The sequence below is a fragment of the Peptostreptococcaceae bacterium genome, assembly GCA_016649995.1.
Taxonomy (GTDB): domain Bacteria; phylum Bacillota; class Clostridia; order Peptostreptococcales; family BM714; genus BM714.
This window is the reverse complement of sequence record JAENWJ010000043.1, coordinates 1-13,779: the sequence shown is the minus strand read 5'-3', so window position 1 is coordinate 13,779 and position 13,779 is coordinate 1. Positions and strand designations below refer to the sequence as shown.

Annotated in this window: 13 protein-coding genes; 1 reads left to right on the top strand and 12 read right to left on the bottom strand. The window is 43.6% G+C overall.

Annotated elements, in window-relative coordinates; genetic code table 11:
• The 9 genes from JJE29_07310 to JJE29_07270 form a co-directional block, all read right to left on the bottom strand.
• A partial coding sequence (locus JJE29_07310) for a shikimate kinase (protein ID MBK5252423.1) occupies positions 1-143 on the bottom strand: 143 nt, incomplete at its 3' end.
• 110 nt (positions 144-253) lie between these two features.
• Positions 254-1,060 (bottom strand): shikimate dehydrogenase, encoded by an 807-nt coding sequence (aroE, locus tag JJE29_07305; protein ID MBK5252422.1) that lies wholly within the window; start codon positions 1,058-1,060, stop codon positions 254-256.
• Complete coding sequence (locus tag JJE29_07300; protein ID MBK5252421.1) at positions 999-1,274, bottom strand: chorismate mutase; 276 nt, start codon at positions 1,272-1,274, stop codon at positions 999-1,001. Before JJE29_07300 ends, aroE begins: the two co-directional genes overlap by 62 nt.
• A 1-nt stretch (position 1,275) precedes the next feature.
• On the bottom strand, positions 1,276-2,358 hold the full coding sequence (aroC, locus tag JJE29_07295) for a chorismate synthase (protein MBK5252420.1): 1,083 nt from the start codon (positions 2,356-2,358) through the stop codon (positions 1,276-1,278).
• Positions 2,339-3,637, bottom strand: a complete 1,299-nt coding sequence (gene aroA, locus JJE29_07290; GenBank protein ID MBK5252419.1) for a 3-phosphoshikimate 1-carboxyvinyltransferase — start codon at positions 3,635-3,637, stop codon at positions 2,339-2,341. Before aroA ends, aroC begins: the two co-directional genes overlap by 20 nt.
• Entirely contained in the window at positions 3,634-4,716 is a 1,083-nt protein-coding gene (gene aroB / locus JJE29_07285; GenBank protein MBK5252418.1) for a 3-dehydroquinate synthase, read from the bottom strand. Before aroB ends, aroA begins: the two co-directional genes overlap by 4 nt.
• The gene (locus tag JJE29_07280) at positions 4,703-5,545 is read right to left on the bottom strand and encodes a prephenate dehydrogenase (GenBank protein ID MBK5252417.1); all 843 of its coding nucleotides are present in this window, start codon (positions 5,543-5,545) and stop codon (positions 4,703-4,705) included. Before JJE29_07280 ends, aroB begins: the two co-directional genes overlap by 14 nt.
• Positions 5,542-6,561: a 3-deoxy-7-phosphoheptulonate synthase gene (aroF, locus tag JJE29_07275; GenBank protein MBK5252416.1), complete on the bottom strand. Its 1,020-nt coding sequence runs from the start codon at positions 6,559-6,561 to the stop codon at positions 5,542-5,544. The genes JJE29_07280 and aroF overlap by 4 nt, the downstream gene beginning before the upstream one ends.
• A gap of 302 nt (positions 6,562-6,863) precedes the next feature.
• Complete coding sequence (locus tag JJE29_07270; protein ID MBK5252415.1) at positions 6,864-8,003, bottom strand: aldo/keto reductase; 1,140 nt, start codon at positions 8,001-8,003, stop codon at positions 6,864-6,866.
• Positions 8,004-8,199: 196 nt separating this feature from the next.
• On the opposite strand from JJE29_07270, the gene JJE29_07265 reads away from it, so the two are divergent.
• Positions 8,200-9,339 carry an SH3 domain-containing protein gene (locus JJE29_07265; GenBank protein MBK5252414.1) on the top strand — a complete coding sequence of 380 codons (1,140 nt, stop codon included), beginning with the start codon at positions 8,200-8,202 and terminating at the stop codon, positions 9,337-9,339.
• A 362-nt stretch (positions 9,340-9,701) separates the two neighbouring features.
• Here the strand turns inward: JJE29_07265 and JJE29_07260 are convergent, their stop codons facing one another.
• From JJE29_07260 to JJE29_07250, 3 genes are all read right to left on the bottom strand, one after another.
• Entirely contained in the window at positions 9,702-10,352 is a 651-nt protein-coding gene (locus JJE29_07260) for a hypothetical protein (protein ID MBK5252413.1), read from the bottom strand.
• A 255-nt stretch (positions 10,353-10,607) separates the two neighbouring features.
• Positions 10,608-12,488 carry a sigma 54-interacting transcriptional regulator gene (locus JJE29_07255; protein MBK5252412.1) on the bottom strand — a complete coding sequence of 627 codons (1,881 nt, stop codon included), beginning with the start codon at positions 12,486-12,488 and terminating at the stop codon, positions 10,608-10,610.
• Positions 12,489-12,546: 58 nt separating this feature from the next.
• On the bottom strand, positions 12,547-13,779 hold a 1,233-nt coding region (locus JJE29_07250), incomplete at its 5' end, for a M3 family oligoendopeptidase (GenBank protein ID MBK5252411.1).

The window sequence follows — 13,779 nt, the reverse complement described above, 5'->3', positions numbered from 1 at the left end:
TTTATTAAGGATTTGACCGCTTCCCTTTCAACTGCTCTGAAACCTTTTTCTCCTTTTACTGCAAATATGTCCGTTATGGGACCATGTTTTTTCTCTATCAATTCGTCCGTATCGACAAATTCGCGTCCCATCAGGTCAGCCAAATGTTTCCCTACTGAGCTTTTTCCGCTTCCGGGCATTCCTATGAGTATTGGATTTATTTGCTTTCTGTGGAAATATTCGATTAATCTCTTCTCAGCATCCTTCTCGATTTTTACTCCATTCCATATTTCCTGGCCCGAATGGCTTGCGCAACCAGCATATGCAGTCCGCTTGCCACGTAACAATTCTTTCTTTCCATTTCCTGCATGAATAATGTCCTCATGGGGTTATATACGAGGTCAACAGCCATTGATACTCTTCCAAGAATGCTTGCATCGATAAGCATTTCGTCCGTATGGGGAAACATTCCGCGTGGAGAACAATTCACTACAAGGTCCATGTTCCTTATGACCGATTCGTCCTTCCTTTCGATCACCTGAAATGTGCCCAGCTTTTTCATTGATTTTCGGCTTGTCCTGCTTAGAAACCAAACACGCTTTGTCCTCTGCTGCAGCCAATGCGCCGCGGTTTTAGCCGCCCCGCCCGTTCCTATAACAAGCGCCCGTGTTTCCGGTGTCACATGCAATCCGCCCAGGTCAAGCATGGTCTCGAAGCCGTATAAATCAGTATTGAAGCCCCTTAGCCTTCCCGATTCGATTTTGACCGTATTAACCGCTCCTATAACCTTCGCTTCAGGGGAAATTTCATGCAGAAGTGGAATTATCGATTCCTTGTAGGGAATTGTAACATTGAATCCGTCAAACCCCGAAGCAAGGAGTTTTTCTACGCCATCCTCCAAGCGGTTCTTTTCCATTTCAATCAGCTCATAGGTCCCCTCAATGCCCATTTCCTTAAAAATCCTGCCATGGATTTCCGGCGAAAAGCTATGGGAAAGTTTTTCCCCTATGAGAGCGTATTTACCCATGGGTCCCACCCCTGTTTTTCTGAAGTCTCTTGCTTTCCTCAAAAATTTTTTCATAGACCCCTCTTATGTATTCTTCAAACTCTGGAATGCTTTCTTTTTTTAGGCGATTCCTTATTTCAACTTCCCTGCCCAAAGCTAAAACAGGACTGCCGGTTCTATTCTTGACTTCTCCCACGGCAAGGGACAAATGAAAGCGCTTGTTTAATATCTTTATCAGTTCCTCGTCAAGCTCATCAATTTTATCTCTAAGGTCTTTGAGTTCATCCATCTTAAGCTTCCCCTTCCATTAGAAAATCCAACAAAGTTAGAGCCAGCGCAGCCTCGACTACCGGCAAAGCCCTTACGGCTATGCAGGGATCGTGTCTGCCCGAAATGGAAAGCCTTGTGTTTTCCATGCTATCCATATCAACAGTTTTCTGTTCCCTACTTATTGATGGGGTAGGTCTGAAAGCCGCTCTGAAAACGACAGGCATTCCGTTCGTTATGCCCCCGTTTATCCCTCCGCTCCTATTTGTGATGGTTTCGACAGCGTTTTCCCTTATCAAAAATGCATCGTTCGCCTCCGAACCCTTAAGGTCTGCAAATCCGAAGCCCAGCCCAAAATCTACTCCCTTTACGCCCGGGATTGAATATAGCAAGCCTGCCAAGACACTCTCGATTGAATCGAAGAATGGTTCTCCCCATCCGGCGGGAATGCCTATTGCGGCCGTTTCGACAATAGCGCCGATGGAATCCCCCTTGACTTTGTATTCCTCAAGATAGCTTGCCGCTTTTTCACGGAGCGATTCGTCAAGGAAAGGAATATCCATACTTTTAAGTGCTTTCAATTCATCCGATGTTATTTCGGTTTCAAACGGCCTGTCAATTGCATGACCAAGCTTGACGAAATGGCTACCTATCTCTATGCATTGCTTTTCCGACAGAATCGATTTAGCCAAAGCGCCCGCAAAAACGAGAAATGCTGTAAGTCGTCCCGAGAAGCGTCCGCCACCCCTGTGGTCGCCATAGCCATTGAATTTAACTATGGAAACGTAGTCTGCATGCGATGGTCTCGGCTTTTTCCTTATATCTTCATAATCCCCGGATTTTATATCGCTGTTCCTAAAAATAACCGCAAGGGGAGCTCCAGTCGTTTTCCCTTGGAAAATCCCGCTCAAGATTTCATAGGAATCGGTTTCATTCCTTGGAGTAGCAAGCTTCCCTCCGGGTCTCCTTCTTTTAAGTTCAGCTTCAATAGTGTCAAAGGGAATAATCGTCCCGGGAGGAAGCCCATCTATTACACCGCCAACACATGTTCCGTGTGATTCTCCAAATATTGTCAGTCTTATGTTTCTACCCCATGTCGAGCTCATGAATTTTCCCTCCCAACTCTTTGAAATCCCGAATAAAATCCGGATACGATTTATTGATTGCGTCCATCCCTTCTATTATAACAGGCTTTTGGCAAACCGTTGATGCAATGGTAAGTGCCATTGCTATTCTATGGTCATTGTGGCTCCAAACCCTTGTCCCGCCCTTTAGGGCTTTTACTCCTTCTATTATAAGCCCATGCTCTGTCTCCATTATTTTGGCACCGAGTTTGTTAAGTTCAACCGATGTGGCCTTAAGCCTATCCGATTCCTTATGCCTTAGCCTCTCGGCATTGACTATCCTCGTAGTGCCTTCCGCCACGGCCGCCGCCACGGCCATTATCGGCACTAAGTCCGGGCAATCCGAGGCATCCATCCTTATTGACTTCATTGAGGATCCCTCGGCTTTCAAGACCTTTCCATCTTTATGTAGCCGTCCACCCATTGCCAACAGCAGGTCAACCGCCGCCCTGTCTCCCTGCGCAGAATTCGCCTTAAGTCCCTCTATCTCTACACATTCACCAATCAAACCTGCAACCATCCAAAACGCGGCCTGGGAATAGTCTCCCTCCATAACCACATTGGCAGGACGATAATCTTGCTTTTCTACGTAAAAACTTTTATATCCATCCCTTTTGATTCGAACTCCAAAGCTTTCCTGAACCTGCAGGGTGATATCCACATATTTTCCCGATTCAAGCGGGCTGTTCAAGACTATTTCAGACGGTCCGTCCGCAAAAGGAAGTGCCAGTAAAAGCCCTGTAACATATTGCGAGCTAACATTGCCCTCAAGGCTGTAGGTTCCCGCCTTAAGTTTGCCCTTTACCGTCAGTGGCAAATTGCCATTATCTGTTTCATGCATTATGCCCTTTTCTCTTAATATTTTGTAGTAGGCCTCCATCGGTCTGCTCGGCAACTTTCCGCGGCCAATGAATTCAAATCGCTCTCCCGTTGTCAATGCTAGCGGCAATGAAAACCTGAGAGTGGATCCCGATTCCCTGCAGTCTATCGTTTTTCTCGTTTTTACGATTCGACCACTAGCTAATACTCGGAGATCGAACAGCTTTCCCTTTATTTTGCCGTCCATCTTGACTATTTCCGCCCCAAAGGCCTCCGCCGCTTCGATTGTGGCCAATATGTCGTCTGAAAGGATCACATTTTCAATTGTTGAAAGGCCGCGTGCCATTGCGGCGCATAAAATGGCACGGTGCGTCTGGCTCTTGGATGTTGGAACATGCACTTTCCCCTTTGATTTCCCGGGCAATATTCTTAATGTATTCATCTTTTTCCTCTTTTTCCCGCAGTAAAGAAATCTTCAAGCTCTTCAAGCGGAACCTTGTGGATGAATGCCTCTCCTATTCTTTTAAGCAAAACAAGATTCAGGCATCCTTCCATTGTCTTTTTGTCCCGTTTCATTATAGCAAGTGAAGCCTTGTCAATCAGTGTCTCCCCAAGCTTTCTTTTTTCAAATCCCAAGGCTGCAAGCGCCTCTTCAATGCTTTTGCTCGTTCCCTTCTCTGTAAGGCCCTTATTCTCGCTCAATCGTGTTATTTGGAGCATGCCCCTTGCCACAGCCCTTCCGTGGCTGACAGATTCATACCCTTCTACCGTTTCGCTTACGTGTGCAATGGTATGTCCGAAATTGAGAAGCATGCGTCTTCCTCTGTCCCTCTCGTCCTCCGCAACATACTTCATTTTAGTTGCAAGGGCCTTTTGAACGCAATAGGATGCATTCTTTTCCAAAAAATCTTCCGGTTTTGCTTCACTGATATATTCCAAAAATCCCCTGTCGCCTATGCATCCGTATTTCACAAGCTCGGCCATACCGTCCAGCAATACTTTCTTTTTCAATGTATTAAGAAAGGCCCTGTCCGCAAACACGGCCCTGGGATGATGAAACATTCCAACTAAATTTTTCCCCGTTTCGAGATTGACAGCCGTCTTCCCCCCTGCCGAGCTATCAACTTGAGCTAAAAGTGTAGTCGGAACATTCACATAGTCCATTCCCCTTTTGAAGGTGCCTGCGGCAAACCCGGCAATGTCCCCTACAACTCCTCCACCTATCGCAACAAGCAAATCATCTCTGTTTATTTCCATTTCAGAAAGGCAATTATATATATGCTCCAGTATTTCCATTGACTTGCTTGCTTCCCCCGAGGGTATAACCACAAGCCTTTCGCTTGAAAATCCTTTGAATTCCTCTTTTATCCTATCTCCATGGAATCTCAATACATTTTCATCAATTAAAAAAACAGTTTTTCCATAGGAATGTTTTTTCATAAACGCATTGAAATCCTGCGATGCATTGCCTTCAAAAATAGTTGTTTTTGAGTTCTCCATCTCCGAGTCAAAGATTTTCATGATTTGCGAGACTCCTTTTCATTTCATTAGTTTTTTCAAATAAGTTGTAAACAGATTCATAGTCGTCGGTTTCTATGAGTTTCTTAAGCCCTCCCAGACTCTTCATAAAATCTTCAAGAACCTCCGTCACATACATCTTATTATTTTTTACGATTTGAGTCCACAAATCGGGGTTTATATCTGCAATTCTCGCCAAATCCCTAAAGCTTCCCCCGTGGACTTCAAAGTCCCGCCCATCAAAGGCGGTCAGGAAAGCCGTGGAAATGAGGTGAGGCAGATGACTGACCACTGCCACCTTGCGATCGTGCTCCTTCGGCGACATTACTATTATCCTTCCGACTCCGGCTGCTTTCAAAATTTCCTTTAACGATTCCATCTGCGGCTTTCTTTCAGGCAATGTATCAATAAGCACGTAACTTGCACCCGAAAAAAATTCAGGAGTAGCTTTTTCATGGCCCCTACCTGCTACCCCACATAGAGGATGCCCTCCAATGCGGCAAAGTCCATCAGCCTCCATTTCTATCCTTCGGCATAATTCGCCTTGGATTCCAGAAATGTCCGTTACTATAGTTTTGCGGCTGATTTCACTTTTATGCATTCTAATGAATTCAAGAATCTCTTCCGGATACAGGCACAGGAAGAGAATATCCATATCATTGTCCCTAACAAAGGATTCTGTGCCTTCGTCTATGTATCCTTTCGAAAGCGCATTTTCTATTGCAAAAGGATTTGTATCGACTCCTGTAACGCGACAGCCTACATTTTTTTTTAATGCTCCCGCCAAAGAGCTCCCCATAAGTCCCAATCCGACAACAGTTACTCGTTTCATGCCGAAAAGCCTCCCCTTCTAAATGCCTCCAAGTTCCTAATTGAAGCCATGAGTGCTTCGAATCTTTCAGGCTTTAGTGACTGCTCACCATCGCAAAGGGCTTCCTTGGGCGACCTGTGAACCTCGATCATCAGTCCGTCGGCGCCGGCAGCAACTGCAGCGAGTGCCAATGGTTCAACCAGCCACCAGTATCCTCCGGAATGGCTCGGATCTACCACTACAGGCAGATGGGTCTTTCTCTTTAGCACCGGAATCGCGCTTATATCCAATGTGTTTCTTGTGGCATTTTCAAAGGTTCTTATTCCCCGTTCGCACAGGACAATTTTTTCGTTGCCTCCAGCGGCTATGTACTCAGCCGACATGAGAAAATCCTTTATCGTTGCGGACAGTCCTCTTTTAAGAAGCACCGGCTTATCCATAGATCCAACCTCTTTAAGAAGTTCGAAGTTTTGCATGTTTCTGGCTCCTATTTGGATCATGTCGATATCCTCGTAATGATCCTCCAATTGCTTTACAGACATTATTTCCGTAACAATTGGAAGTCCCGTCGCCTGTTTAGCCTCCAGCAAAAGCTCGATTCCTCCTCCCCCCAATCCTTGAAAACTGTAGGGTGAAGTCCTTGGTTTGAAGGCGCCGCCTCTAAGCATATCGGCTCCCGCTTTCTTGACGCCCAAAGCCGTTTCAACCATCTGTTCCCGGTTCTCGACAGAGCATGGTCCGGCTATTACCGCAAAATTGCCGCCGCCGATTTTGCATCCGGCAATATCCACAACCGTATTGCCGCTTTTGAACATTTTATTGACCTTCTTGTACGGCTCTTGTATTCTGACTATCCTTTCGACTCTTTCATCCGCTAGATTGAAACAGTCCTGCATCATAGTCGTATCGCCTACGAGTCCGATGATCGTGAGCTCGTCTCCTTTTGAAACATGGGGTTTGAAGCCCTTTTGAGTAATCTCCTTTTTCAATGCCTCGACTTCATCATTCAAAATCCCTTTTTTAAGAATAAGTATCATTTCCATTCTCCTTTCAAAAAAATAAATGAGGACCTATAAATAGGTCCTCTGTCCAATCACAACTCGATTTTCAACTTAGGAATCATTTATCTCCGCAAACGTTCATATTCATTTCCATGACTAAAAACCGGCGCATAATAATAGCTCCAGCTTAAAAATAGATATGAATATGTGTTTTGCGTTGTCAGATTTTGATTCCTCATGTCAATCACCCTTTAAACAATAATTTTTAAATAATAATTAAATTCTATTATATCAACTTAAATGCCAAAGTCAACATTTATCCTTTATTTCATTCATTTTTATTTTATTTCATTCATTTTCTCGTCCACAAGTTCCAAAAGATCCATTATTTTAAGGCCTTGGGGACATGCCGCTTCGCAAGCACCGCATCTTCTACAATTTGAAGCTCTGTTGGCTTCAGTGAAAAATCCCCAATATGTTCTGTTGGCTTCTTTTGGAACGTCGAACATGAAGGTGTCATTGTAGAGTTCGAGATTTCGAGGGATGTTAATGCCATAGGGGCAAGGCATGCAATATCCACAAGCCGTGCATTGAATCTTGATATATTTCTTGTACATGTCCCTTACCTCTCCGATAAGTTCATGCTCAGCTCGGGTCAGTGAGCCGGGCTCGGCTTCTGACATGATAAGAATATTTTCAACAACTTCATCAAGCTCTCCCATTCCGCTTAGAACGACCTTGACCTCGGGAAAATCGGCAACCCACCTTAATGCCCACTCCGGAGGTGTCCTAACTACATCAGCCTTAGCCCAAAGCTTTTCTGCCCTCGGGTTCGGTTTCACGATTTTGCCACCCTTTAGAGGCTCCATTACTACAACCCCCAGGCCCTTAGCTGAGGCATATTTTAGACCCTCTATTCCCGCCTGATACTCTTCGTCCATGAAGTTTAGCTGAATCTGACAAAAATCCCAATTCCAACCGTCTACAATATCCTTGAATATATCAACTGAATCATGGAAGGAAAATCCGACATGCTTGACCTTTCCGGATGCCTTGGCTCGTTTGATGAAATCGAAGAGACCGAGTTCCTTAAGTTTTGGCCACCATATCCTGTTGAGTGTATGAATAAGATAAAAATCGATTCTGTCTGTCTGTAGATTCTCCAATTGCCGATCCAAAAAATCATCAAAATCTTCCGGCTTATTTACCAGGAATGACGGCAATTTAGTGGCTAGATTAACCTTTTCTCTATACCCATCCGAAAGAGCTTTTCCAACCGCCTTTTCACTCATTCCTCCGTGGTATGGCCATGCAGTATCAACATAGTTGACGCCATGATCGATTGCATATCGAATCAGCTTTGTTGTCTTTTCCAAGTCTATATCTTTGGGATTCCCATTGTTTGTAGGAAGGCGCATAGTTCCAAACCCAAGAAGGGACACTTCTTCGTTAATCTTTCCGAATTTCCTGTATTTCATATCATCACTCCATTTTTTTATTATTATTTACTATTTTTAAACGTTGCTTTTCTTTCTTTATTATATCAGATTTTAAAAGCAAACTAAAACGTCGCCATTTTGTTTTGCGAGATACATTCGTTTTATTATTGTCATATTTCATTCGCGCAATTGTTATATAATGAAAAAAAGACGAAATCAAACGAGGAGAACAACAATGAAAAAAACAATATGCCTTTTGCTTCTTATAACAATTATGACCGTAGGATGCTCATCCAAAACCCCCGCGGCCGATACTGAAAACAGCGGCGATGCTACTCCAGAACAGATTGAAGACGAGTATCTGGGAAATGCAACAATAGTAGCAATGAATGTCTCTCTTAGAGAATCCCCCGATGCCTCTTCGAAAAAAATTGGCAGCCTGGATTTCCCTTCCGAAGCATATCTTCTTGAAAAATCAGGAGCCTCAGAAAAAATTGGGGCATATGACGATTACTGGTACAAAATTAGAGTCGGTGATTTAAGCGGGTGGTGCTATGGCGCATTCATTTCTCAAGATGATGAATTGGAGCAAGCTCTTTCCGAACATATAAGCGACCTTCTTCCTGTCGATAAAAGCACTACAGTTGCAAAATCCGTTTCCACCCTCAAAAGCATAGTTTCAATGACCGAAGCATCGGATTTGATTAATGCAGGGGTTATGCGAGTAAAGGAATTGCAGGAAAATCTGCTCCCGGAATTGGAAGGAGAAATGCTTCCGATTACCGAAACGCTCTACGGATACACGGTCGAAGATTTGAGACAACCGGCAAATCTTCCCGACGGAGCCATTCAAAATCTTATGAAGAAGTACCGGGACATGGGCTACAGCGTATACATGGCCGAAGGCATGTACTATATCGAACCTGATCCCCAGTTTCTGCTTGGGAACTTCAAAACAAACATTTCGGATGATCTTTTCGATTATCTTACCTATCGCGCCGAGGAAGTTGAAAGCCATACCTTCCACGATGCCGCCGTTATAATAACTTGGAACGAACTTGGAGACCGTATTGTGGATTGGGAGAATTTCCTATCAAAATATCCCGATTCCCCCTACAGAGATGATGCCAAGTCCATGTACGATGTCTATCTGTACACATTTCTTATAGGCGCAGACAATACACCTGCCTATGAATATCCAACCGAAATATTGGACCCGAAGCTCTTGGAATCCTACAGGCGCTACATTTTGGAATTTCCACAAAGCTCCTTCACTCCTGTTCTTGGAGAACTTCTTGTGGTTCTTGAAGAAGAGTCCTATCAAAAGACTGAAAGAGTAATGGAATTCATTAATCCCTACAACCCTTGGAATTGATTTGATTTCAGATAGAAAAAGTGTCATGAGAAAATTCTCATGACACTTTTTTGTTTTTTGCTAACGATAGTAAATTTTCCCCATTCTTTTGCTATTTACGGCGAAGGACTCGCTTGTTCACTGCGCACTGTTGCCGCTTTTCATAGAGCTTCGTCTTGCGGCAAAATCTAAAATCCGCAAACTCACTCCGTATCGGGCTAAAGCTCATCGTTGGTATGATTCAGTGTTTGGCTAAACAGCAGCGTTTCTTCTTCGTAGACTGCAATCTTTGTATATGTGGAACCAGGATTAATTGCCAAAACTCTGTTTTTCTTCTCTGTCCTGTTCTTCCTCCTTCTGGTATCGTCCTTAAAGTTTCTTCATTATGCCGTCTGACGTCTCTTGGCCATAGCCAATATGCCTCCAAGGGCAATTGACAGAAATGCAGCCGCCATGACCCTGTATACCGGGGGCAACAAAAAAACTACGGTATGAGCCGGGATCCAGAATAGCGGAATCGTTTTCATTACAACAAAGGTTATATATCCGTGCCAATCAATACGGCTTATAGTCTCCTTGAGAGTTGTTTTTGATGATTTCCCTTCATATTTGATATCAAGCAGTGTGTCCATTATACGGTGAAATGCCATCAATGTCGGTGAAAAACTCAAGTTCATAGCAGCGCTTATAAAAAATGCAGTTATTAAAGCAGACCCTTTCCCGGGAAGATAGTCCTTTTCCATTGCACCCGTTACGCCAACTGCGAAAATTTGAAAAATCAGAGCTGTTGCCATGCCTATAAATCCCCAAACAAGAGCCCTCCAAATCCAGCCCAAGGGGAATTTCCAGTTGCCCGAAATTATGCGAATTGCCAAAAGCTCACCCATTGTTGCCAATATAAAAAACTTTACGAAGCTCATAATGTAGGGATGCGCAGTCGTCATTGCTATAAATATCTCACGCGTCGGACGATATGCGAGAAAACCCACAAACAGTGCCAAAATTGCTACCCAAATCAAATCTTTCATCTTCATATAATTACCTCTCTTCTTTTGATATTAATTGATATTAATCATAAAAAAAGGAATACAGCAACGAGAGGCATGCCCTCTCATGGGGGGATTACTGTATTCCCCAGGAAAAAATTCCTTTGTCATATCCTTTTGCAATTACCATGCCATAATATAGAAAGCTCAAAGTTCGGCATTTGCAGCAAAGCACATATCGAATTCTTGATTTCACGAAAAAACACGTCAACAAAAGTTAACATGTTTTAATATTTTTAAACACTAGTCTTTCAGTTTTTTCCACAGGGCCGTCCGGCTTATGCCCAGTATTTCAGCAATCTCAGTCTTAGTCTTTCCATGACTGAGGAATGTCTCTATTATCATTTTCTCAATCGTCCTATTAATATCCTTTAGGTTTATCTCGGAATTTTCGAGTATTTCTACACCGCTTCCACTTTCTTCTCCAAACAATTCCTTTGGATTTACCATATCATCCTTAAAAATAACATATCGCTCCGCTATGTTTTTGAGTTCCCTGACATTTCCAAGCCATTTATGATTCAAGAGCATTTTCTTGAATCCCTCGTCCGGCTCCGGCATTTCCTCTTTTCCCCGGATAAGTTCATCAACAAATGAATGAAATAACGGAATTATGTCTTCCCTTCTATTCCTAAGCGGGGGTATCTTAAGCTCCAATACATTCAATCTGTAGAAAAGATCTCTTCTGAACTCGCCCCTCATGACCTTGTCCATAAGGTCTTCATTAGCTGCCCCGATTATTCTTATATCCAAAGGTATTATATAATCCGAGCCTATGCGCATGACTTCTTTCTCCTCAAGCACCCTTAAAAGCTTAGACTGCAGATTAAGAGAAATGCTGTTTATTTCATCAAGAAAAATTGTTCCGCCGTGGGCCAGTTCGAAAAGTCCGGGTTTGCCGCCTTTTCTAGCTCCGGTAAAAGAACCCTCCTCATACCCAAAAAGTTCGCTCTCTAGAAGAGACTCTGTAAGCGCCGCACAATTCACAGCAACGAACGGCGATTTTACTCGTTCGCTTGCATTATGTATGCTTTGCGCTATAATTTCCTTTCCGGCACCGCTCTCACCGTAAATCATTATGGTTCCATCTGTTCCTGAAAGCCTTTTTGCTCTTGCCACGGTTTTTTTCATAGCTTCGTCTTCAGCCAAGACATTGTCAAAAGTAAATTTCGCTGTAAGCCCTTTTTTGTTTAGTTCGAAACGAATGCGCTTTTCCAAATTCTGCAGCTTGGTTATGTCTTGGAAGGTGCAAACGGCTCCGTTGACCTCTCCGTCAATCAATATTGATGAAGCCTTTACGGTTGCGATGAGCTTGTTCATATGGACTATCTTTTCGCTTTTCGAGCCCGTGTCCTTAAGTAATTCATAGATGAAATCAAGCTCGGGAAAAGTCTCCATAATGGAGCAACCAATCATATCCTCAGAACGCTTCCCAAACATCTTTCTGGCATTCTTGTTGAACAATATGATATTGCCCAGAGCATCCACCGCAATTATGGCGTCATGAACATTGTCCACTATGGTATCAGACAACTCTCTCCGCCTCAGTTGATCTTCTAGGTCATCCAAAATCTTGTCCACATATCCTATGGTTTCCTGAAGCGTTTCCTTTCTAGAATCGACGAAAACAGTCTTAAAGCCTTTGGCTTCGGCCTTCTTGCATGTTATTACCGCTCCTACAACAACTGTATGTTTTTGTCTACCTTCCAATAGCGTCAAAAGCTCTTCCAATTCGTTCACTGTCGAAAAACGGTTCAATTCTATTTCGCAACGGAGTACTTTCCCCCAATCGCTGCATGCAAAGTGAACATCCTCGCTTAAAATAAGTGTCAAATGAGATTCTATGCGGCTGGCTTTCTTTATAGCGTACAATATGTCAAGAGCATTCATTTTAAGATGAACTACCGGCACCTTAACTTCGTTCACAATACGGTAATATGTCCCTCCCCTGGCAATTATCGCTTTGGCGCCCAGTTTTTCAAGACGCAGAGCTTGGGGCACCATGTTGTCCGGATCGAAGCGTTCCAAAATTAGTTCCCCCACAGCCAATCTTTTAGGAAACAATTCGTATATTTTTTTTTCTATTTCTTCATTCGGCACGATAAATCCAATAGTCTTTTTCATTACATCCTCCGGAGTATCAAGTATACCGCAATTATACCACAGCTTATCCGTGCCTTATTTAAAGAAAATCAAAGCTTGCCCGATTTAGCCAGTCGTCTATATGGCTTGCCAAGGATATGAAGGATTTCTCCTCAAAAGGTGATTCAAGCCCTGCGACTCCTACCAATTCCAGGAATGACTTGCTTCCGCCCAATCCACAAAGGTCTACATACGAATTCCATGCCTTTTCTCTCGATTTTTCGGCATTCTTCCAGAATTGAAAGGCGCAGGTCTGCGCAAGCGTATAGTCAATGTAATAGAACGGATTTTTAAATATATGGCCCTGCTGGTGCCAAAACCCTCCCGAATTCAGGTAGTCGTTCTCCCCGTAATCACGATGTGGAAGGTACTTTGTTTCTATTTCATTCCACATCCTTCTGCGGTCCTCGGGCGCCGCATCAGGATTTTCGTATGCCTCATGCTGGAACTCATCCACTGCCGCTCCATACGGTATGAACATCAACGCATGACTTAAATGCCCGAAGCGGTACTTGTCGGCATCCTTTCCGAAAAAATTTTCCATCCATGGCCATGTCAAAAATTCCATGCTCATGGAATGAATTTCGCAAGCCTCAAGGGTCGGGAAATTATACTCCATAAGCAAATATTTTCTGCTCATGTATGTCTGAAAAGCATGCCCCGCTTCATGGGTCAGAACATCGACATCATCAGTAGTCCCATTAAAATTGCTGAAAATGAATGGCGATTTGTATTTTGATATATATGTGCAATAGCCTCCCGGAGATTTTCCGGGCATTGATTTAAGGCTCATCAATTCGTTTTCCTTCATGAACCCGAAAAACTCACCCGTTTCAGCCGAAAGCTCACTATACATCTTTTGGGCCTGCTCTACAAGAAAGTCATGGCCTCCTATGGGCGCAGCATTTCCATCTTTATAAAAAATCGATTCGTCATAATGATACAGTCTGTCTATCCCGAGACGCTTTCTTTGGCGCTCCCTCATTGAAGTAGCCAACGGCGTTATGTATCGCTTGATGCTCTTCCTATAATCAGACACCATCTTGGCGTCGTAATCAGTCCTCTGCATTCTGTCATAGCCCATCTGCACAAAATTATCATAGCCAAGCTTTCGGGCCATCCGCGTTCTCACCTTTACCAGGCAATCGAAAATTTCGTCGAAATCGTCCCCGTGTCCTGACATGAAACTGTACTTTGCTTCATTTGCAGCCTTTCTGACACTCCTATCCAAATCCATTTGAAAAGGCTTCATTTCAGACAGCGTCCTCTTGCC